Genomic DNA, 21,098 nt, shown 5'->3' on the forward strand with positions numbered 1-21,098 from the left:
CGCAAACAATTAATGCAATTGATTAGACGCTGGCGCTATGCTGGCAGGGTTTAATCCCTCGGCATGTTCGGCTGAAAATTCAAAATACAACGAGTTGACGACGACACGCACATATTCGGTGACTTCCATGTAATCCGATTCCGCGCTTGGCTCATCGTCTTCTTCATCGGCCTGGATCTGCACAATGTTCGCCAAATCCTGCAGCATTTCTTCAAACTCTTCATTGATCACGCGCTTGCCCTGGTGATCGACGCTGCCGAAACCAGTGAGGAAACCGTGGCACCATTCGCTCAGGGCGCGCACACGTTCATTGAGCGTATTGTCATCGTCAGGCAACATGAGTTTCAAACTAAACTGGCCGCGCAACTGATCGCAGGTCGTGTGATAGAGGCGGCTCAGGGCAACACGTACTTGCTCGTCCGGCGCGGCGATAAAATCGAGGAATTCAACCGCCTCTAACAGCCAGCTAATTTCTGTGAGCTGCGCGCCACCGGCTAATTTGCCGCACAGCAAACCGTGCAGTTCAGAGGGACTATTAAGGGTACCGAGGGGTGCCAACAGGTTGGCAAGATCGTCGAAATTCAGGGGGTTGAGCAGTTGTTCAGGGGAATTTGTATCGTTCATAGTTGTCTCTCATCGCAATGGGCGAATGCTATCACGATTGGCCTTTGCGGCTCTGCAAACTTTTATATAGCGTTTTAGAAGGTTGATGCAGCTCAAGTAAAACCTGTTTGTTTATCATTTGATAACAACCGACTTCTCGAATTCACATTAACTTGGAGTGCGTGATTGACCACCCGCCGAGTGCGCAATATAGTGGGCGACTCGCGCTATTTACTGGTTCTCTATTATCATGTCCGACGATCTGTTACTCGCCCTTGAAACCAAGCTGGATAAGTTAATCCTGCTATGCAACCGCTTGCAGCAAGAAAACGCCGAACTCAAAACCCGCGAAAGCGAGTGGCAACGCGAGCGTGTGCGCTTGATCGAGAAGAATGATTTGGCCCGCAGCCGCGTGGAAGCCATGATCACCCACCTACGTAACCTGGACGCTGAGTAATCGAGGCATCAATGAGCAACGAAACTGTTTTTGTAAAAATCCTCGATAAAGAATATCAAGTAGCCTGCCCGCGCGAAGAGCGCCAGGCACTGGTTGAATCCGCCCAATTGCTTGATGAGCGTATGAAAGCTATTCGCGGCACCGGCGCCGTGATTGGGCTGGAGCGTATTGCGGTGATGGCGGCACTCAACCTGAGCCACGAATTACTGCAGGCTAAAAATGCCGGCGCAAATACCGGTGGAGCAGCAAGCCAAGCTGATTTATTGCGCCTGAACGAAAAGCTGGATCGCAGCTTGTCCAACCTGGGCTAACCAACAGCCTCACTACAAATTGCGCCCGCTTCCTGCGGGCGCTGTCACTTTTATGGTTTGCATAACGGATAAACTGCCCAATCAATAATCACGAGCGCAATTCCACCCTTTTTACCAGCCCCGTTTAAGACTATTAATTACTAAACGGTTATATAACCCAATCATAATTTCATTTGCGAAAGCCTGGTAACCTCGGGTTATACTGACGCTACGCCCTGGAATGTTTGCAAACCGACAAGTCCTTGAGCCGATTTCCACAAAATTGGTGGTGTCTCGTTGTGTTTGGTGTGCATGTCCGCCTGACGGAAAGCCTTAAAAACCACAGGTGCTACCTCCTTGAACCTATGGGTTCAAGGCCAGCTTGGTAGCGGCATTTCGGGGTCTCTTATTTCTCTTCCCGCTTTCTTTGTTAAGGCTATTTATGGCCGATTCGCTTGATTCTCCGTTTGGCAATAATCCACCCGCCGATAATCTCGCCCGGACAAAAACCAGTTTGCGCCATGAGCTGCGCGCGCGTCGCCGTGCACTTAACCCGACCCAGCAAACCCAGGCTTCACGTTTATTGCTGCGCCAATTGATGCAGGTGCCGCAATTTATGCGTTCGCGCAATGTTGCCCTGTATATCGCCAATGACGGCGAAATAGATCCGGCTCCCATTGCCCAACAATTATGGAAGATGGAAAAACACTGCTATCTACCCGTATTGCGACCTGGCAAAAGCCGGGAATTGTGGTTTATCGAATACAAACCTGATGCAGTGCTGACCAAAAATCGCTTTGGAATTCCCGAGCCGGACTTTCGCAACTATCACAAATTGCCAGCGCAACTCATTGATGTTGTGTTGATGCCCTTGGTGGGATTTGATCGCAACGGTGCTCGTTTGGGAATGGGCGGTGGTTTTTACGATACTACGTTCGCCTTTAAACAAAAGAAAAAACCGGGAAAACCAGTGCTGATTGGCTTGGCGCACACCTGCCAGGAAGTGGAATCATTAACGACTGCCAGTTGGGATATTCCGCTTTTTGCCATCGCCACTGACCGGGAAATTATCTTGACCAACGGTTGAGGCGAAGCAAAATCCTGCCGCACAAAAAAACAACTCCCGCCGAAGCGGGAGTCATTGTCGAAAATTCCGTTTACGCTCCTGTTACTTTATTCAGCGGTCGTCTCTACTGCGGCCTCTGCAAATGATACTAAAGCACCTACATCCAACAGGGTTACCAACACTCCCAGGCAAAACAAAAAAAACACGACGGAGAGGACATCAACTTTCATGGTTGTAACCTTGCGCAATATTATTTTTGAAAAAACAACATCATTAACGTCAACCACAAATAGCATCAAGCTGTGGTGTGAATAAATAATAGGCAATGATTTGTAAATATGAAACACGCGTTATTATAAATTTTACAAAAATCTGTTCGCAGTCGCACAAAAGAGCAGTTTTGTGCAGGATTTTTTGGCTTTTTTAAGTGATGGAGAAAAACAGCAGGAATTTTTCGTTGTTAACGCGGGGGAAATCGGTAGCTGCGCATCCTTGCGCAGCCCGGGATCAGTTACCCGTTGCTGTTATACGGCTGGCAGATTTACCTAAACGAGTACGTAATAACACGTTTGATGTGCTAACGGCTTGTTCACCAGTATAGACATTCCAATTCGCGCCGTTATCGACACTGAATTCAATTGCCAGTCCGGGCAATGCAGCATTCGCCAGCAGCTTGCCGTTCCGGATAACCGCACCGGGTGGCGGCAGATAGAAATCACCGCCCAGTGCTGCGAGCTTCGGCAACTCTTTCGCACTCAACTGCTGCGCAAATGCCGCCCATTCGGTATTGCGAGCGCCCGCGTCCGGCTTATCGCCTTCCCATGCGGCTTTGTGCCAGGCGCGCTCTGCCAATGGAACCAAACGTGGATAAATCATCTGTTCCATTTGCGCACCGGTACGGATAGTTTCAGTCCATACCTGACCTTGCATACCGCGCAGGTTTTCCGGCTTTTCCAGCTTCGGCAGTGCACGACCCACCAGCGCTTCCAGATTGTCAATCGGTGCGCCCATGCGGGTTTTATCAGCATTCGCGTAGAGATTATCCGGCATAAAACCAAATACTTTTGCGGTGTCACTGTAGCGGGTTGCCCAGTAGTAACCCCGCTCTTCCGGGTTAGCTTCATATGGGTGATCGAAATACAAATGGGTTGCGAGTGATAAAATCGGCTCATAACCGGCGTTTGCCAAACGATAAGCACGGTCGGCAACACCCCATTCCCAGATGTTATCCCAGGCATTGGCGAGTACATGTTTGTTGGCAAATTGGCTGCGGTTAAACGTATTGGTAGCGTCGTACATCAAGCCGTCTTCCCACCCTGCCAAATCCAAACCACGCATCGCAGTAAGTGCCGCCACCTTGCTTACAAAGTAAGGTTTCAAATCCGCCGGGCCAGCAACACCTTGCTCACCTTTGGCGAAGAGTGCATTACATGCAGGCGATGCAGTCCAGGAACCCGCGCCGGTTTCATCGCCACCCATATGGAAGGTCACGAGCTTTGTACCGGCTTTGCGATACATTTGTTGCAGTTCGTACACCACTTTATCGACAAACGCATAGGTAGATGGCAAGCATACGTTGATCGAGTTATCGGTGTAACTTTGCACGGTGATGTATTGGGATTTGTCCTGTGGATCAGATAACAAATACTGCTCGGCTTCGGCTTTTTGGCCGGCTTTCAGCAATTTTTGATAGCGCGCTTCCATCGATTTAACTGCAGCGCGAGCGTGACCAGGCATATCAATTTCAGGGATTACATCGATATGGCGGGCGCCGGCGAATTTCAGGATCTCAATAAAATCAGCCGTCGAGTAGTAGCCATTGCCGGAACCGGATTTATGCGGGCCAGTACCCAATTGGGTCAGCAAACAGCTTTGCTCGGTGAGATCAAAACAGCGATGGGCACCGACATCAGTCAACTCCGGTAAGCCCGGGATTTCCAACCGCCAGCCTTCATCTTCAGTCAAATGCAGGTGCAATTTGTTGAGCTTGTAACGCGCCATCTGCTCAATCAGACGCAGTGTTACATCTTTGCCGTGAAAGTTACGGCCCATGTCGTAATGCATGCCGCGCCAGCTGTAACGCGGTGCATCACTGGCGGTGAGCTGCGGTAGCGTGTGGCTGCTGGCCGCTTGCGCAGGCAACAAGCTCAGCACACTTTGGATACCGTAGAAAGCACCGGCGTTGTCGCTGCCGGCGATGGTGATTTTATCGGCCGCAATGGTGAGGTTATAGGCTTCGGTTTTGGCGATGGAAGCATCTACTTTCACTTCAATTACTTTGCCAGTTGCCGCCTGATGGTCAGCTGCTGCACTCACAGTGATACCGGCCGCTTTCAATTGATCGGCAAAATATTTTGCTTCGCTTGTTAAGCTACCGGCGTGACGGATCTGCCAGCTGCTATCGAGTGTTACCTTACCTTTGCGATAGGTCACTTCAAGCGGAGTCGGGATGATTTTCGGGCTGGCATCCAGCTTGGTCGATGCCTGATTTACCGCAAGGTTATCCTGATAGCGGCTTGCGGCAGTGGCAATCGCGTAGAGGTCCGGATTCGAACCGCCGGAGCGCAATAGCTGCTCCGGCTTGGTGAAAGGCTCGACAAAATCCTTCACATTTTCAGTATCGGTATTGGCAAACACCACGGGATTCAGCCCTGCCTGGGTGATAAATGCGCGCGGCATAAAATCGGTGTAACTCACCATACTGGCGCTGGCGGTGTAGGGAACCTGGAGGCTCGCTCCTGCGGCGAGACCTTTGAAACCGGCGGTCGGCGCCAGCTCATGCAAATCGCCCTGCACATGGCGCAGGGTCAAGCCTTCCGGTGCGGATTCCAGCTTGCGCACCGAATGGAAGTAAATCCGCCAATCGCTCTTGCCTGCCGGCAACGCAATACTGGAGTCGTTTTTCAGGGTTAATTGCAACTCGGGCTTGGGGGCAAAATTATTGACCACGGCAAAACGCAATTGGGCTTTATCAGCAAACTCGCCAAGTTGTTGCTGTGACAGGCCCGCTGCCAGGGCGCTGTGAGCAAGGCTCACCGCCAGTGTCAATGCGCTAAAGCGCGCGAATAAATGTCGACCTGCAAATTTCATTATTAATGCTCCCGCCTTCTTGATGGATAGGACTCGTTTGATTATGTGGCGCAATATTTCTCTGACAACGTTGTCCAGATTACACCAAAAATCCCGATGTGCCAGTTTCTGAACATAAATTAACCCTTGAAGACTCCATCAATGATGGAGGTAGTTAGAAGCAAGAATAGACAGGGTTGGATAAATTGCTGTGTGGAGCTGCAAAAAAAGGGCGCCCAAGGCGCCCTGTAATCATCAAACCGCCACCGAAAATCAGCCCAAAAAGAACTGGGCCGCCTCGTTTTTGGTTTCATCCCAGTAGGGATAATTCAGTTCGTTCAGGAATGCCTTCAGTTCGGCGTAGTCTTTTTTCGGCACTTGCATGCCGACCAATACCCGCGCTGATGCCGAACCGTGGTTGCGGTAATGGAACAGCGAAATATTCCAGCGGCCGGCCAGCTTGGTTAAGAAGGTCATCAAGGCGCCGGGGCGCTCGGGGAACTCAAAGCGATAGAGGACTTCATCGGCCAATTGCGGTGCATGGCCGCCGACAAGATGGCGGATGTGCAATTTCGCCAGCTCGTTTTCAGTCATATCGACCAAATCGTAACTCTGGGTTTTTAATTCGTTCACCAAATCAGTGCGGTCGTTACCTCCGGCCGCTACTTGCACGCCGACAAAAATCTTCGCCGCGGTCGCATCCGCGTAGCGATAATTAAACTCAGTGATATTACGTTTGCCCAGCGCCTTGCAGAATTCTTTATATGCCCCCGGACGCTCGGGAATGGTCACCGCCAAAATGGCTTCGCGCTGTTCGCCGATTTCGGTGCGCTCACTGATGTAGTGCAGGCGATCAAAATTGATATTGGCACCGCTGTCGATAGCAATCAGGGTTTGGCCGGTGATGCCTTTTTCCGCTGCATATTTTTTCAGGCCGGCAACGCTGGTTGCACCGGCTGGTTCGGCGATTGAACGGGTATCCTCAAAAATATCCTTGATGCCAGCACAGATTTCATCGGTGCTCACGGTCACGCACTCATCAACCGTCTTGCGCAATATACGGAAGGTTTCCTCACCAATTTGTGCTACGGCTATGCCATCGGCAAAGATGCCGACTTGCGGCAAAATTACGCGTTTTTTCTTTTCAAACGCCGCCTGGAAACAGGCAGATTCTTCCGATTCAACCGCGATTATTTTGATTTCCGGACGCAAATATTTTACGTAGGCAGCAATACCGGCAGCCAAACCACCGCCGCCAACCGGGACAAATATTGCATCGATTTTGCCGGGATACTGGCGCAGGATTTCCATCGCCACTGTGCCCTGCCCGGCGATCACATCCGGGTCATCAAACGGATGGATATAGGTAAGCCCTTTTTCTTCCATCAATTTTTTTGCGTGAGATGAAGCTTCGTCATAGCTATCGCCATGCAAAACCACTTTGGCTCCACGTGCGCGTACCGCATCAACTTTAATTGCCGGCGTGGTGCGCGGCATTACGATAGTGGCCTTGATTCCCAAATGCTGCGAGCCCAACGCCATGCCCTGCGCGTGATTGCCTGCCGATGCGCAAATCACTCCGCGCGTGCGCTCTTCTTCGGTCAGTTGCTGCAGCTTGTTATAAGCGCCGCGTAACTTGAAAGAGAACACCGGTTGCAAATCTTCGCGCTTGAGCAACACATTGTTGCCCGTGCGCTGCGATAACAAACGCGCACTGTCGAGCGGGGTTTCGATGGCCAGATCATAGATGCGGGCGTTGAGAATACGTTTTATGTAAGATTCAGGCATGTCAGTTCTTGCGTGGAGGGAATGAAAAAGTCGCCGCAGTGTAAACAATTTAGCCGCTGCTGGCACGGCGAAAATCCGTATAATGCGAGCACTTTTTTACCTGATCTACGCACATAGCCCGGCATGACCGGTTTGCTGTTTGAGACTGTCTGAGACATAGATGTCGAAGCCGAGCCCCCAGGCAAGGTTTACGGCGTGCCTCAAACTGCAAACCGGTTATGCTGCGCGAGGCTCGCCCACCATGACCGGACAACTCACTATGACCCAAGACGAACTCAAACAAGCGGTTGCCCGGGCGGCGATTGGCTACATCACCCCCAAATTATTTAACGATGCCATCATCGGCGTCGGTACCGGTTCGACCGCCAATTTCTTTATCGACTTTTTGGGTGAGATCAAACATCGGTTTGCCGGTGCTGTTGCCAGCTCCGATGCCTCGGCCGCGCGCCTTAAAAAACTCGGCATTGATGTACTCGACTGCAATTCCGTGAGTGAATTAGTCGTGTATGTGGACGGCGCCGACGAGAGCAATGCTTACTTGCACTTGATCAAAGGGGGCGGCGCAGCATTGACGCGCGAGAAAATCGTGCGCGCCGTATCGAAAGAATTCATCTGTATCGCCGACGAAAGCAAATGGGTGGATGTGCTGGGCAAATTTCCACTGCCGGTTGAAGTCATTCCCATGGCGCGCTCCTATGTCGCCCGCGAACTGGTCAAAATGGGCGGCACTCCGGTATATCGCGACGGTGTTGTCACCGACAACGGCAATGTGATCATCGATGTATACAACTTGCAAATTATCGATCCGGTCGGCTTGGAAACCAGCATCAACCAAATCACCGGCGTGGTGACCAATGGTTTGTTCGCCGCAAAAGGCGCAGACGTATTGTTGCTCGGCACCAATGATGGTGTTAAGACACTTTATCCCCGCTAGATTTGCGTAAAAAACAGCCAATTAACCGTGCACTGATTCGCATCTTTCCTATACTCGAAAAGCCCACTTCCGGGTTTTTCGAGATTATCTCTATGTTTTCCTTTTCTAGCATCCAGGCGCGCTTGCTTGTTGCAGTAGGCGCCGGGATTGTGCTGTTTGTGATGATCAGTGGCATCGCCATCTCCCTGCTTAGTAACACTATCGCCGATTACAACCGTTTGATTGCCGTGTCGGTCGCGCAAGAACGCAGCATCAACAACATGAACTACCAGTTCAAAACCCAGGTACAGGAATGGAAGAACGTACTCTTGCGCGGGAAAGACTCACAAAAACTGGCGCAGTACTGGGGACAATTTGAAACCCTGCACCGCGATATCCAACAGCAAGGCGCGCACTTGAAAGATGATCTGCAGGGCGATAGCCGCGCGAAAGTCGAAGCGTTTTTAGCCGCCCACCAAACGGCTTTTAGCCGCTATCAAACCGGTTTGGAAGATTTCAAAGCGAGCGGCTTCGACCCGGCCGCAGGCGATGTTGCAGTGACCGGCATCGACCGTGAACCGAGCAAGTTGCTGGAGGAGTCTGCGCAGCTGATCAGTGCGCGCGTCGCAACTGAAACGGCAACCGATATGGCCGCGAGTGAGACGGTATCTTTCTGGGCAAGCGCGCTGATCCTGCTCGGTGGCGTGCTGGTGGTGTTTCTGGTGCTGGTGATTCTGCGCAAAAGCCTGATCACTCCGCTATCCAGGATCAATGATCATCTCGCCCTACTGGCGAGCGGCAACTTCCGCGAGAAACTGCACTTCTCCGATCAAGGTGAGCTAGGCAAACTGGGCGCGAATATCCAGCAAGTGCAGCAAAGTATTGTGCAGGTGGTTACCACTGTGCACAACTCCATGAGCAAGCTGGCCGAAGCATCGAGCCAGATCAGCCAAAGCGCCTCGGCCGTTGCGCGCTATACCGATCAAGCGCATCACTCGACCGATCAGGTGTCGGCCGCGATTACTGAAATGACCGCTACTGTGCAAGAAGTCGCCAGCAATGCCGGTGGCGCCGCCGATGCCGCACAACATGCTGATCGCAATGCGCATCAGGGGTTAAAGATCATGGACAACACCCTCGATGCAATTAATCAGTTGAGTAACGAGGTTAACCATGTCGGTACCGCCATGACACAACTTGAGGCCGATACCAACCGCATCGGCGGTGTACTTGATGTAATCAAAAACGTAGCCGAGCAGACCAATTTGCTCGCGCTCAATGCGGCGATTGAAGCAGCGCGAGCGGGCGAACAAGGGCGCGGATTTGCGGTGGTTGCAGATGAAGTTCGTTCACTTGCTAAACGCACCCAGGATTCCACCGCCGAGATCCAACAGATCATTGAAGCGGTACAAAAAGGCGCGGCCAACGCTATGAATGCGATGAAAACCAGCCAGGGAAAAACTGGTGCAACATTGGAAATGGCCGGTCAGGCGGGGCAATCGATTAACCAGATTACTCAATCGATCACCGCTATTTTGGGCATGAATATGCAGATCGCCACCGCTGCCGAAGAGCAGAGTTACACGGCAGAAGAGATCAACAAAAACATCATTCAAGTCGTCAACCTGATCGATAGTTTGAATCAGGATGCACGCAAGTCAGAGCAGATTGCCCGCAGATTGGATGACACCACCAAAGATCTGGAAACCCGGATCGCGCATTTTGCGATTTGACAACGACTTGATAACTACTTGAAAACCATAAAAAAGCCGTCTACATAGACGGCTTTTTCAGGTCAGATCCGGCCATTCAACTATTGGTAAAGTTTGGGCAATTCACTCTCAAACAAAACAAAGGGATGCGAGAAAAACGTTTTGAAATCCTCTGCAGTTGTCTGGCCGGTGTAAGGGGCAAAAAACTGTTCGGATTTTTCGCGTGTGCTGTTGGCGTTGCGCCAGACCATCATGTAAGTAATCTGCTGCGCTTCCTCGCCGGCGAGGATTGGATTAAGAATGCGCTCGGTCCAGAAATTGGGAATGGTCAGGCGGTTGTTACCCGTTTCGGTCAGCGCGGCGATTTTGTTGCGTACCTGTGCGATTTTCACAATACCTTTGAGCGCGGCGACAAAGCCGGATTTTTGTTCATCGGCTGAGGCAGTATTGGAGTTGTGGCCAATATCCCAGTAGTTATCAAGACCAATCACATCAACATATTCATCGCCGGGGTAAGCGTAGAAATAGTCGCTCTCAAATTTCCCCAGGTCGATGCGGCTGCGGTCGGGCGAGTAGGCGTAAATCAGGTTGTGCAGGCCTTTTTCATCGCGCAGGTATTTAACGGTGAACTGCCAGAGTGTGATGTAATCCTGCTCGCTGGCATTACCTTTTCCCCACCAGAACCAATCGCCGTTGTGTTCATGCCAGGGGCGGAAAATGATCGGGATATATTTTTTGTTGCCCGCGGCATCGGTCACGGCCAGACCTTCGTTGAAGGCGACAAAAGTATCAAGATAGGCTTTCAGGATGTCGTGCCTGGCGCCGCCGGGAATGGTGTCATGTACGGTCGGGGTTTTATCCCAGGAGTTGCCGCCTGACACCGGGCTGTACATATGCCAACTGATGGTGATGACACCACCGCGGCGGTAACCAGCTTTGATCCATTCCTGCATTTGCTTGAAGTTAACACCGTCAAGATTTTTCTCGTGTCCCAATTCCAAGCCGCCCAATTCCCAGCCGTAGAGTGCGGGGTTGGAGCCGGTCACATCGCGCACATCGGAGCGATCCGGATCCCCCTCCCAATTAACACCATAGGCCAGACTGTCCTGATGCCCAAACAGCATGTGCTTGCCACGCAAACCGGCGAGGTTGTTGTAGAGCGCGAGGGTTTCGGGCGAGGCAAATTTATCGATCGACTTGTGTGCATGATGATTAGCAGCCGAATCGGCAACAGTGATTGTTTTGCCCGGTGTGGCCATTGGTGCGAGGGCCTGGTTATCGCAACCGAGCAATAAACCACTCACCACCAGCAGCGCCGCAACCGGACGGAAAATCAGACGGGATAACAGCATAAAGAACTCCTGAGAATCAAAGATCATTATTAGTATGGTTAAGCACAGCCAGATGTAATCGGTTTCAGGTAAAGGATACTACCAGTTGAAGCACCTGATTGTGGCATCACCCAAGGTAAAAAACTGTTGAGCTGTGCCCGACTTTTGCCTAGCCTTGCGCCCACCTCTCCTGATAGCACCTGGTGCAGCAACTACTTATGGATTTCAATTTCCCCGCCATCGGCATAGTGCACTCCTGCTTCAAGGAGAAATTCGGTATCCCCCGCCAACCGGGCCTCGCGCCATTGGCACGCGCCGACATCGAACTGCTGCCGCCCTACGATGACCGCAATGCGTTCGAGGGTCTGGAGGGTTGCACACACATTTGGGTTCAGTTTGTGTTCCACGCAAATAAGTACGCCAACAAACGCAATGAGTGGAAATCCAAGGTGAAACCGCCGCGTTTGGGTGGCAACAAAAGCCTCGGCGTATTTGCCACTCGCTCGCCTACCCGACCCGCTCCGATTGGCTTGTCTGTGGTGCAGTTCGAGGGGCTCATCGAGCGCGAGGGAAAATTGCTGGTGCAGATCAGCGGGGTGGATCTATTAGAGGGCACGCCGGTATTGGATATCAAACCTTACCTGCCCTACGTCGATTGTGTGCTCGGCGCGGAAAACCAATTCGCTGCCGCACCGCCGGAATTGCTCGGTGTGGATATCCCCGCGCCCTTGATGGCAGCCTGCGTAGACTACTGGAAACAAACCGGCACCGACCTCGCCGGATTGATTACCCAGATCCTGCAACAGGATCCGCGCCCGCAATACCAGCAGCCCGAATCCGAGCGAATTTACGGCATGAAACTGCTGGATCTGGACGTGCGCTGGCGCTACATCGACGATAATGGACAATATAGAATTCAACTGACCGGGCTTATTCCGAGCCAACAACCCTAAGGATCATTGCTGATGAAATCGACTAAAAACTTCCTTATTTCCAGTTGCCTGCTTGCGCTGCCGCTGAGCTTGGTGGCATGCAATGCGACCCTGCCGCAGATCGCCGAAACCGGTGCCAATGTAGCAAGTGCTAGTGGCTACAATAATCAGGCGCAACTGGTACGCGGTATCAAAGAGGCGTTGGAGCTGGGCAGCAATCGCGCGGCGACCAGCTTGTCGGCGACCGGCGGTTACGCCAATAGCGCGCTGTATCGCATTGTCCTGCCAGCCGATGTTCAACCCCTCGCAGGCAAATTGCGGCAGTTGGGCTTGGGTGGCCAGTTGGATAAAGTCGAAGCATTGATGAACCAGGGTGCCGAAAAAGCGGCAGTCGAAGCCAAAACCATATTTGTCGCTGCCGTGCGCAACATGAGTGTCACCGATGCGCTGGGAATCGTGCGCGGCAACAACACCGCCGCTACTGATTATTTCCGCGCCCAAACCGAGGCCAGTTTGCGCCAGCGCTACTTGCCGATCATCCAGCAAAACCTGCAACAAATCGGCTTCTACAACCAGTACCAGCAGTTGCTAAGCACTTACAAAATGCTGCCCGTCGCCAACAAACCTGATCTGGATCTGGAGCAACATGTCTTGAATCAGGCACTGAATGGATTGTTTAGACAGGTCGCCGTGGAAGAGCAGTTGATCCGCAAAGACCCCGTCGGACGGGGCAGCCAGATTATCGGAGCCGTCTTTGGACAGAAATAAAGTGTGGACAAAAAAAGCTTGTAAAGCGCGCGCGGCAAACCAGCCGCGCGTTCGGTTTGATCAGGACGACAATTCCGCTGCGCTTTTCGCGGTTGATGCTGCACGTCTGGCATCAGCGATCATCCAGTAGAACATTGCCAGTCCGCCCGCTGACAGCAGCACGCCAACCCAACCAGTCGAAGCAAAACCAAAACCGGCATCAATCGCGATACCGCCCAAAAATGCACCCGCCGCGTTGGCAAAATTGAATGCCGAGTGGTTCATCGCCGCCGCCATGGTTTGGGCTTTGCCCGCGACATCCATCAACCGGATTTGCACTGCCGGGCCGATTACCACCACGGTACCCACACAGAATACGGCAAAACAGGCGAGCAGCAGATGCGCAGCGGTGAGTGCAAAAAAGGCACAGACCACCATCGACCAGATCAGGCAGCGCTTAATCGTCCCGAGTAAATCGCGGTCCGCCATACGCGAGCCGACGATATTGCCCACCACCATGCCCGCACCAAAGAGTGCCAATACAAACGGCACCCCCATTTCGGTTAAACCGGCGAGGCTCATCAAGGTCGGTTTGACGTAGGAGAAGATCGAAAACAGGCCGCCAAAACCGATAGCGCCGATGCCCAGGGTAATCCACACCTGGCGATTGGTGAACATCGACAACTCATGGGCGATACGCACGCCCTCTTGCGGCCCTTCTTTAGGGACAAACCTGGCGACACAAATGGCCGATGCCAGTGCAATCAATCCCACCAGAATAAATGCCGCGCGCCAACCCAACCATTGACCGAGGCCGGTAGCTATCGGCACGCCGACAAGGGTCGCCACCGACAACCCCAGCATCACATAAGCCACGGCGCGGGCACGCATGTGAACGGGTGCAAGCGATGCAGCGACAAGCGAGGCAATACCGAAAAAGGTGCCGTGGGGGAACCCGCTCAGCAGGCGCAAGACCAGCAGCGACTCGTAGTTAGGCGCTAGGGCGCTGGCAGTATTGGCGACCGCGTAAAGCCCCATCATCACCACCAACATGCGTGTACGCGAGCGGCCTGTGCTGAGAATGGCCAGCAGGGGGGCGCCTATCACCACACCCAGCGCGTAGGCGCTAATGGCATGACCGGCCTGGGGGATACTGATGGAGAGGGAGGAGGATATTTCGGGCAACAGCCCCATGGAGATGAATTCGCCAACACCGATCGCAAAACTGCCCAAACCTATGGCCAGGAGCGCGATATAAAATGCTGAAGAAGGTGCTTCGTTCGATACAACTGAAGACGATGACAAACCTTAAACCTCAAATAGCTGTGATCATCCAAAACAGACAATCGGCAGCGCCATTATAAGGACTTGTCGCCCCCTGCGTAATATAAAATATGACTATAAGCCTGGGTAAAACCACTCAGCCAACAAAGCGACGCCTTTAGCTGCCAAGGTAAAATAACATCGCTGTCACGCTTATAGTGGCTGCTTTTCCCGCGCGCGCCTGTGGTATGATGCGCGCCACTTTTTCAGCCCTCGCCGTCTTTTTTAGTGATAGAGGTCGGCCCCCTCTGTCTCCCGTTTGATGCCTTTGCTCCCGGAGACGCCGCTGCACCGTTTTCACACTTCAGGAGTTGTCCCCATGAGCAAGACCTCGTTAGACAAAAGCAAGATCAAGTTTTTACTGCTGGAAGGTGTTCACCAGTCAGCGGTCGATACTTTGCACGAGCAGGGTTACACCAATATCGATTACCTGAAAACCGCGCTGGGTGAAGATGAGTTGATCGAGCGCATCCAGGATGCCCATTTTGTCGGCCTGCGTTCACGTACCCAACTGACCCGCCGCGTATTTGAAAATGCACCCAAGTTGATCGCCGCTGGCTGCTTCTGCATCGGCACCAATCAAGTGGATCTGAAAGCGGCGCAGGAACACGGTGTTGCTGTATTTAACGCACCTTACTCAAATACCCGTTCGGTCGCCGAGCTGGTAATCGCCGAAGCGATTTTGCTGCTGCGCAATATTCCGCAGAAAAACTTCGTTTGCCATCGCGGTGGCTGGGATAAATCGGCAGTAGGCTCCTACGAGATCCGCGGCAAAACCCTCGGCCTGATCGGTTACGGTTCGATTGGCAGCCAAACCAGTGTGCTCGCTGAATCCCTGGGCATGAAAGTGCAGTTTTTTGATGTAATCACCAAGCTGCCGCTGGGCAATGCCAGCCAAGTGCGCTTGCTGGATGATTTACTCGCAACCTCTGACATCGTCAGCTTGCATGTACCAGAAAACCAGTCGACCCAAATGATGATTGGCGCACGCGAAATCAGCCTGTTGAAACCCGGTGCAATTTTGATTAATGCCTCACGCGGCACAGTAGTGGATATTGATGCCCTGGCCGATGCGATTAAATCCGGTGCCGTAGCCGGTGCAGCGATTGACGTATTCCCGGAGGAACCCAAAGCCAACGGCGAAGAATTCATCAGCCCATTGCGCGGTTTGGACAATGTGATCCTCACTCCGCACATTGGCGGTTCCACCATGGAAGCCCAGGCCAATATCGGTTTGGAAGTGGCGGAAAAACTGATCAAGTATTCTGATAACGGCACCACCACCAGCTCGGTTAACTTCCCTGAAGTCGCCCTGCCCGGTCACCCGGATGCGCATCGCTTGCTGCACGTACACGCAAACGTACCGGGCGTGCTGTCGCAAATTAACAGGATTTTCTCCGATAACCAGATCAATATCGCCTCACAATACCTGCAAACCAACGACAAGGTTGGCTATGTGGTAGTGGACATCAACTCGCCGTACGATGAAGTTGCACTTGAGCAATTGAAAAATATCGAAGGGACGATTCGCTGCCGCGTGCTGTTCTAGTCGATTTGCCACTCCAAAAAAACGCCGCGTTCATCAACGCGGCGTTTTTGTTTCAGTCACTGCAATTGCTTCAGACAACTGAACTCGCTTTGCTGGCTTTGCGTGCCTTCCAGGCTTCAAACACAATCGGCAATACCGACAACACCAGAATCCCCAAAATCAGCAAGGTAAAGTTTTTACGCACCACTGGCAGGTTGCCAAACCAGTAACCGGCGTAGAGGAAAATGCCAACCCAGAGTACTGCGCCCAATATGTTGTACATCATAAAACGCTTGTAGCCCATGCTGCTCATACCCGCGGCGAATGGCGCAAAGGTGCGGAAGATGGGGACAAAACGGGTCATCACGATGGTTTTACCGCCATGTTTTTCATAAAACGCGTGGGCGCGGTCAAGATAATCGCGGCGGAATATTTTGGACTTGGGGTTGCGGAACAGCCGTTCACCGAAGAAGTGCCCGATGGTGTAATTCACCGTATTACCCAGAATCGCCGCGCTGATTACCACCAGTGCCATCAGGTTTACATCCAACGTCGTGCCCACTACCAGCGCACCGGTGGCAAACAACAGCGAATCGCCGGGCAGGAATGGGGTGACGACCAAGCCGGTCTCGCAAAAAATAATCAGGAACAAAATGCCGTAAATCCATAATCCATATTGGTTAAACAACTCGGTCAGATGCTGATCGACATGCAAGATAAAACTGATGGCCAATTGTATAAGTTCCACGGTATTTCCTTCGTTTAAGAGTAATTTGAAAAGAGTATTGAAAAAGGTCTAGGGCAGTTTACAAAAATAATCCTGCAATTTTGCGAATACTTGCTGGCGATACTCATCGCTCTCGTTCACCAGTTGATGGCCGGCACCCTCAATATAATAGAGCCGCGCACGGGGCAATTTCCGCGCAAGCTGCTTGAGGTTATAGCGCCATGCGACAGTTTGGTCTTCAGTTCCCTGCAAAACCAATACCGGTCTATCGAGTGGGGTAAAACCGCGGAATTCCCGGTTCCAGACCTTCATCGCCCCCACCCAACGCACCGAAAGCCAGGGCGATTGTAAACAATCTTGCTCATCGACAAAGCGGAGAAAGTCGGGATTATGGGAATTGCGCGAGTGTTTACGGGGCATGCGCTGGATAAAACGGTGCACCAGCGCATACACAAAACGCCCCGACCCCCAACCTTTTGGCAGGATCAGCGGCGCACAGAGTGCGATACGCGCCAGTCGCGGCGCGGCGCGCTTCACTTCATAGCGCCATAAATGATTCAACAATACCGCACCGCCGGTGCTCTGTCCCATAGCAAACCAGGGCAATGGCAATAATTGCTGCGCGTGGGTTAACAGAACGTCCAGCACATCGGCGTATTGATCAAATGAATTAATCGCTACCCGTTCGCCGGTGCTCAAACCGTGACCGGGCAAATCGAAGGCGAGTACCGCAAAGCCCTGGGCGAGGCCAAATTCAATCGCATTGCCGTAAAGTCCCACATGGTCGTAATAGCCATGGACGATAACCAGCGTACCCTTGGGCTTTTCCGGTAGCCAATAGTGGGTGGCGATGTGGAAACCGCTGGTCTCCACTGCGCCGAAACCATGCGCGACGCCCGGTCGGGTTTTGGCAAAATTGATCCCGTAGAAATCGAGGTAGGTCTGCGCCGTATCACCCAATGCCCATGCACTGTCCCGCTCAATAGAAAAATGTAAATTCGGCATTTGCTGAAACAATGCTTCACTATGGCTATGATTAAAGCGCTGGTCGGAGGCAACTGGGGGCATAAAAACAAAAGAGTCCACAGGGTAATGAGAGAAATGTAACCGGATCAGCCGTGTCCGTCTATCAACACACAGAAGCTATGCCAGACGACCGGTAGAATGCTGCAAATTCACATTGATGCGACACAAGGCAATGCATCCACTATAATCCAGACCGCCGACACAGGCTAATCGACTTGACTCGGCCAATCCAGACCTAAAAACACATAACAATGACAACCAGGGTTTGACCACAATGCAAAAACACATTTTCAACATACACGATGTGATTCTGTTTATGACAGTCGCCGAGTGTATCCTGCTGGTGATTTTCCAAGCGATACTCCCAGTCAAAAACCAACTTGCCAATCGCCTGCTGAGCGTGTTCCTGTTATCCATTGCGATTAGTTCCGCGTGCATCATGGTGCTGTGGAATGATGATGTCACTTTGTTTAATTTGTTTGATGAAACAATGCTGCCGTATTTTCTGGTCGTCGCCCAGCTATTAAAAGGGCCGATGCTGTTGTTTTATGTTATTTCGCTCACTGAAGATGCATTTCAATTCACACGACGGCATTTGTTGCATCTCGCCCCAATCGTTCTCGCTGTTGCATGGTTGTTGGTATTTCAAATCGACAGCTCTGGTTTGCGCTTTAAAACAATCGGGCAAACTGAAACCGAACGTCAACTCGCCAATAGCGTGTGGCACTTTATTAAAATCATGCCGTTCTTTTATGCCTTGGCCGCAGTCAACCGTGTGCGCTTGTACCGCATAGGTTTGCACAACCAATACTCAAACTTCTCGCCGACTGAACCAACCTGGTTAAATATGTTAAGCCTCGGCTTTTTGTTTACCTGGAGTTTTTCCATTCTGGTCCATGTAGTGGCGAACACGGTTGCGCTCGGTTTGCCGCAAGTTTCCGATTTGTTTGGCATCACCGAAAATTACATCGTCTTTATCCTGATCAACGCACTGTTTATTAACAGCGTGGTACACACCCACAAATTGCTCACCACTAAACCGGAAGTTGCCAAAGATAAAAGCGATGAAAAACTGACTGACTCGGCCATCCAAAAAGTGCAGTTGGGTATGGAGGTACAAAAATTATTCCTCAAACAAAACCTCAACATCGATGAGTTTTCCAAACGCATTAACCTGCCGGTCAAAGAAGTGTCCGCAGTGATCAACAAACACTACGGCACCAACTTTTTTGAATTTATGAACAGCTACCGTGTGGAAGAAGCGAAACGATTGCTGGGCGATGCCCAACATGCGGATATGACAGTGATGGATGTATTACTGCATGCAGGCTTTAATAGTAAATCTGCCTTCCATCGATTCTTTAATCGTTTGGTTGGCATGTCGCCCACCGAATACCGCAAGCAACATTTGCATAAAGAAACCAAAGTGGCTTGATAATTTATCCCGATTGCATCGGTGCAATACCGATGCAATCAAAACAATGTACAACTCCGCAATAGATCAAGGCAGCGAGCGAATCTCCCCCTTATCCAACTCCAGCAAAAAATGATCACTCGGTGCATCACCGGAAAACTGCAACAAAATGGTTAACAGCTTACCCAGCTTTTCATGATAAGGCTGGCGCGTGTTATTGGTTTCATCATTAATGGCCGGCGACGAAAATTGCTGTGCAATGAGTTGATAATGCACAAACCGTTGCGGGTCAATATCCTTTAACGCCAACTGATCGGCATTCCATAGACGATAAAAATCTACGCTTAAATCCTGCCCAGTCCAGGAGGCAAAGCTGCTTAATGTTAGTTTTTGTTCGCGCGTCATTAACTCAGCCTGTTGGGTCGCTTTTATCCAAGCCGTGCGCACTACTTCGTTCTGGTTTTTATTATTGAGAATTGCACTGACCTCATCAAAGCCAATATCCGCATCCAATTGCGATAGCACCAGCATCTGTTCGCCATTCATAGTCATCAGCAATTCGCGAATATCAGCAGGCCACTCCTGCGGCAAAAAACGCAAGCGTGCGAGTTCGCGTAAATGCCATTCGGTAAAGTGATGATAATTTTTTGCTTGCAGAATATCCCTGTTCCAAATATCCGGAGCCTGAATACTATGTAAATAATTCCATTCAGCGCGATAGTGTGGAAAGAGTTCGTCGAAACGCGCCACCTCATCCAATACGACTGTTTCAACTTCAATCTGCTGATCCGTTTTGGTTGTTAATATTTTGTATGCAGGAACATAAGCGGCAAGCGAAGGTGCCTGGATATTAAATAGCACTTTGCCATTATCGCCGCGATAAACGCCGGTATCATTAATATGCATGTGTCCGGCGACGTGGATTTTTAGCCCGGTATCGGCGAGCATTTTGCTGGTATGGGTTGCGGGGTTGCGGCCGAGCTGAAAACTTTCCTCACCCATTAGCTGTGCTATGTCAGCAGAGGCTCCATCATAAAAATCCTGCATTGGAAAATGGGAAAATGCAATCAGGGCTTTGTGTTGCGCTTGTGCGCGCTTGACCACATCAGCGATCCATTCGAGCAAATGTGTTTTATGGCTGATGACCTTATTGTAACCCGCGTTGCTGGAACCGATAAAATTCTCTGCATCCAGCGGGTTGCCGCTGCTGTTTTTTTTAGGTTGGTAAACATTGGCATCAATCGCTAACAACCAAAGTCCAGGAGTAGGTTCAACCAGATAACTGGTATCGGCTACTTGATAACAATCACCATAATTTGGTTGTTTATATTTTCCGCCCGCACCCTGATGGCAAATTTCATATTGTCGTTTGTCAAACTGCGTCTGCTGCAATGCAGTTGAATGTTGATAATTCGAATGCGTGTAATCGCTATAGGGTGTTTCAAAATAGCGGTAACTTTCTTTAGGATAAAAACCATGCTCTCCGAGAAAATCCATTATCGGTTGGTAACCTAATTCTTGCATATCATCTGAACAGATCACCGGGTATTGTTGTACGGCACCACTATTTTTTTCGAGACAAGCAGGATGTTGCGTACTAAAAACGGGTTGTTCTTTTCCGCCCTTCCCTAAGAAATCTGCTTTGCCTGCCGGACGTGAAACTGGCTTGGTTGGGTCATGATTTCCCGGTGCAACAAAGAACTCAATGCCGTGTTCATGATGGTATTTATCCAGAATAGTTTTTAACCCACGCATATGCAACGGCTGCCCGTCATCACTAAAGTCACCGGGAAGCGCAACATATTTTATACCTCGCTTGACAATATCATCCAGCGCAGCGAGCAAGACAAAATAATTCTCGTTAAATAATCGGGTGGAATGCAATTGCGCACGCATGGAACGAATACTTGCCTGCTGTTCTCCCTCCGCTGTGTGTGTTGGTAATCCTTCAAATGTACCATCACTGAACTGTCCATAGACATCGTGAAAGTGAATATCAGGCATAAAGGCGATGCTGATGCCTGATGATTGTTCCTGAGGATGAGTAGATTTTTTATTAAGGCCAAATACAAAAATAAGTAAAGCAATCAATAGCAGGGAGTAAATATTTTTCATAGCATAATAAAGTATGTCGTTTTACATCTACAGGATCACAAAATTGTGATAGCGCAG

The 21,098-nt window shown here is 51.0% G+C and carries 18 protein-coding genes and 1 other RNA gene; 10 read left to right on the top strand and 9 right to left on the bottom strand.

Annotated elements, in window-relative coordinates; genetic code table 11:
• Window positions 1–9: 9 nt before the first annotated feature.
• Window positions 10–624, bottom strand: coding sequence for a UPF0149 family protein (locus AC1RJL_RS14220; RefSeq protein WP_492915139.1), 615 nt, complete (start codon window positions 622–624; stop codon window positions 10–12).
• Window positions 625–853: 229 nt separating this feature from the next.
• Here AC1RJL_RS14220 and AC1RJL_RS14225 point away from each other — a divergent pair, with 229 nt between their 5' ends.
• The 4 genes from AC1RJL_RS14225 to AC1RJL_RS14240 all read left to right on the top strand — a co-directional run bounded on the left by AC1RJL_RS14225 (window position 854) and on the right by AC1RJL_RS14240 (window position 2,437).
• On the top strand, window positions 854–1,060 hold the full coding sequence (locus AC1RJL_RS14225; protein ID WP_492915141.1) for a TIGR02449 family protein: 207 nt from the start codon (window positions 854–856) through the stop codon (window positions 1,058–1,060).
• An 11-nt stretch (window positions 1,061–1,071) separates the two neighbouring features.
• A complete protein-coding gene (locus tag AC1RJL_RS14230) occupies window positions 1,072–1,371 on the top strand; it encodes a cell division protein ZapA (protein WP_492915143.1) in 300 nt (99 codons plus the stop codon).
• Window positions 1,372–1,580: 209 nt separating this feature from the next.
• A non-coding RNA gene (gene ssrS, locus AC1RJL_RS14235) (6S RNA) lies at window positions 1,581–1,757 on the top strand.
• 35 nt (window positions 1,758–1,792) lie between these two features.
• Window positions 1,793–2,437 (top strand): 5-formyltetrahydrofolate cyclo-ligase, encoded by a 645-nt coding sequence (locus AC1RJL_RS14240; protein WP_492915145.1) that lies wholly within the window; start codon window positions 1,793–1,795, stop codon window positions 2,435–2,437.
• Between the two features lie 86 nt (window positions 2,438–2,523).
• Here the strand turns inward: AC1RJL_RS14240 and AC1RJL_RS14245 are convergent, their stop codons facing one another.
• The 3 genes from AC1RJL_RS14245 to ilvA form a co-directional block, all read right to left on the bottom strand.
• Entirely contained in the window at window positions 2,524–2,646 is a 123-nt protein-coding gene (locus AC1RJL_RS14245; protein ID WP_492915147.1) for a hypothetical protein, read from the bottom strand.
• Between the two features lie 277 nt (window positions 2,647–2,923).
• Complete coding sequence (locus AC1RJL_RS14250) at window positions 2,924–5,506, bottom strand: beta-N-acetylhexosaminidase (RefSeq protein WP_492915149.1); 2,583 nt, start codon at window positions 5,504–5,506, stop codon at window positions 2,924–2,926.
• A gap of 252 nt (window positions 5,507–5,758) precedes the next feature.
• Window positions 5,759–7,312, bottom strand: coding sequence for a threonine ammonia-lyase, biosynthetic (gene ilvA, locus AC1RJL_RS14255; protein WP_492915714.1), 1,554 nt, complete (start codon window positions 7,310–7,312; stop codon window positions 5,759–5,761).
• Between the two features lie 220 nt (window positions 7,313–7,532).
• Here ilvA and rpiA point away from each other — a divergent pair, with 220 nt between their 5' ends.
• Window positions 7,533–8,207 carry a ribose-5-phosphate isomerase RpiA gene (gene rpiA, locus AC1RJL_RS14260; protein ID WP_492915716.1) on the top strand — a complete coding sequence of 225 codons (675 nt, stop codon included), beginning with the start codon at window positions 7,533–7,535 and terminating at the stop codon, window positions 8,205–8,207.
• A gap of 92 nt (window positions 8,208–8,299) precedes the next feature.
• The gene (locus AC1RJL_RS14265) at window positions 8,300–9,919 is read left to right on the top strand and encodes a methyl-accepting chemotaxis protein (protein WP_492915151.1); all 1,620 of its coding nucleotides are present in this window, start codon (window positions 8,300–8,302) and stop codon (window positions 9,917–9,919) included.
• An 80-nt stretch (window positions 9,920–9,999) separates the two neighbouring features.
• Here the strand turns inward: AC1RJL_RS14265 and AC1RJL_RS14270 are convergent, their stop codons facing one another.
• Complete coding sequence (locus AC1RJL_RS14270) at window positions 10,000–11,250, bottom strand: glycoside hydrolase family 26 protein (RefSeq protein WP_492915153.1); 1,251 nt, start codon at window positions 11,248–11,250, stop codon at window positions 10,000–10,002.
• Window positions 11,251–11,432: 182 nt separating this feature from the next.
• Between AC1RJL_RS14270 and tsaA the strand changes: the two genes are divergently transcribed.
• Together tsaA and AC1RJL_RS14280 are read left to right on the top strand one after the other, a co-directional pair.
• Window positions 11,433–12,182, top strand: a complete 750-nt coding sequence (gene tsaA, locus AC1RJL_RS14275; protein WP_492915155.1) for a tRNA (N6-threonylcarbamoyladenosine(37)-N6)-methyltransferase TrmO — start codon at window positions 11,433–11,435, stop codon at window positions 12,180–12,182.
• A gap of 12 nt (window positions 12,183–12,194) precedes the next feature.
• Window positions 12,195–12,929 carry a DUF4197 domain-containing protein gene (locus AC1RJL_RS14280; RefSeq protein WP_492915157.1) on the top strand — a complete coding sequence of 245 codons (735 nt, stop codon included), beginning with the start codon at window positions 12,195–12,197 and terminating at the stop codon, window positions 12,927–12,929.
• A gap of 60 nt (window positions 12,930–12,989) precedes the next feature.
• On the opposite strand, the gene AC1RJL_RS14285 is transcribed toward AC1RJL_RS14280, so the two are convergent.
• Window positions 12,990–14,213, bottom strand: a complete 1,224-nt coding sequence (locus tag AC1RJL_RS14285) for an MFS transporter (RefSeq protein WP_492915159.1) — start codon at window positions 14,211–14,213, stop codon at window positions 12,990–12,992.
• A gap of 337 nt (window positions 14,214–14,550) precedes the next feature.
• Here AC1RJL_RS14285 and serA point away from each other — a divergent pair, with 337 nt between their 5' ends.
• Window positions 14,551–15,780, top strand: a complete 1,230-nt coding sequence (gene serA, locus AC1RJL_RS14290) for a phosphoglycerate dehydrogenase (RefSeq protein ID WP_492915161.1) — start codon at window positions 14,551–14,553, stop codon at window positions 15,778–15,780.
• A gap of 70 nt (window positions 15,781–15,850) precedes the next feature.
• On the opposite strand, the gene AC1RJL_RS14295 is transcribed toward serA, so the two are convergent.
• Complete coding sequence (locus AC1RJL_RS14295; RefSeq protein ID WP_492915163.1) at window positions 15,851–16,507, bottom strand: DedA family protein; 657 nt, start codon at window positions 16,505–16,507, stop codon at window positions 15,851–15,853.
• A gap of 48 nt (window positions 16,508–16,555) precedes the next feature.
• On the bottom strand, window positions 16,556–17,554 hold the full coding sequence (locus tag AC1RJL_RS14300; protein WP_492915165.1) for an alpha/beta hydrolase: 999 nt from the start codon (window positions 17,552–17,554) through the stop codon (window positions 16,556–16,558).
• Between the two features lie 232 nt (window positions 17,555–17,786).
• Here AC1RJL_RS14300 and AC1RJL_RS14305 point away from each other — a divergent pair, with 232 nt between their 5' ends.
• On the top strand, window positions 17,787–18,947 hold the full coding sequence (locus AC1RJL_RS14305; RefSeq protein WP_492915167.1) for a helix-turn-helix domain-containing protein: 1,161 nt from the start codon (window positions 17,787–17,789) through the stop codon (window positions 18,945–18,947).
• Between the two features lie 66 nt (window positions 18,948–19,013).
• Here AC1RJL_RS14305 and AC1RJL_RS14310 read toward each other — a convergent pair whose 3' ends face one another.
• Window positions 19,014–21,041 (bottom strand): metallophosphoesterase, encoded by a 2,028-nt coding sequence (locus AC1RJL_RS14310; RefSeq protein ID WP_492915169.1) that lies wholly within the window; start codon window positions 21,039–21,041, stop codon window positions 19,014–19,016.
• Window positions 21,042–21,098: the final 57 nt, after the last annotated feature.

The organism is Cellvibrio sp. GW822-FHT04B05 (assembly GCF_058800985.1).

Excerpts from the sequence above, each read along its gene's own strand:
- AC1RJL_RS14220 (WP_492915139.1), bottom strand. The coding sequence starts at position 624 with ATGAACGATACAAATTCCCCTGAACAACTGCTCAACCCCCTGAATTTC.
- AC1RJL_RS14225 (WP_492915141.1), top strand. The coding sequence starts at position 854 with ATGTCCGACGATCTGTTACTCGCCCTTGAAACCAAGCTGGATAAGTTA.
- AC1RJL_RS14230 (WP_492915143.1), top strand. The coding sequence starts at position 1,072 with ATGAGCAACGAAACTGTTTTTGTAAAAATCCTCGATAAAGAATATCAA.
- AC1RJL_RS14240 (WP_492915145.1), top strand. The coding sequence starts at position 1,793 with ATGGCCGATTCGCTTGATTCTCCGTTTGGCAATAATCCACCCGCCGAT.
- AC1RJL_RS14245 (WP_492915147.1), bottom strand. The coding sequence starts at position 2,646 with ATGAAAGTTGATGTCCTCTCCGTCGTGTTTTTTTTGTTTTGCCTGGGA.
- AC1RJL_RS14250 (WP_492915149.1), bottom strand. The coding sequence starts at position 5,506 with ATGAAATTTGCAGGTCGACATTTATTCGCGCGCTTTAGCGCATTGACA.
- rpiA (WP_492915716.1), top strand. The coding sequence starts at position 7,533 with ATGACCCAAGACGAACTCAAACAAGCGGTTGCCCGGGCGGCGATTGGC.
- AC1RJL_RS14265 (WP_492915151.1), top strand. The coding sequence starts at position 8,300 with ATGTTTTCCTTTTCTAGCATCCAGGCGCGCTTGCTTGTTGCAGTAGGC.
- AC1RJL_RS14270 (WP_492915153.1), bottom strand. The coding sequence starts at position 11,250 with ATGCTGTTATCCCGTCTGATTTTCCGTCCGGTTGCGGCGCTGCTGGTG.
- AC1RJL_RS14280 (WP_492915157.1), top strand. The coding sequence starts at position 12,195 with ATGAAATCGACTAAAAACTTCCTTATTTCCAGTTGCCTGCTTGCGCTG.
- serA (WP_492915161.1), top strand. The coding sequence starts at position 14,551 with ATGAGCAAGACCTCGTTAGACAAAAGCAAGATCAAGTTTTTACTGCTG.
- AC1RJL_RS14300 (WP_492915165.1), bottom strand. The coding sequence starts at position 17,554 with ATGCCCCCAGTTGCCTCCGACCAGCGCTTTAATCATAGCCATAGTGAA.
- AC1RJL_RS14305 (WP_492915167.1), top strand. The coding sequence starts at position 17,787 with ATGCAAAAACACATTTTCAACATACACGATGTGATTCTGTTTATGACA.
- AC1RJL_RS14310 (WP_492915169.1), bottom strand. The coding sequence starts at position 21,041 with ATGAAAAATATTTACTCCCTGCTATTGATTGCTTTACTTATTTTTGTA.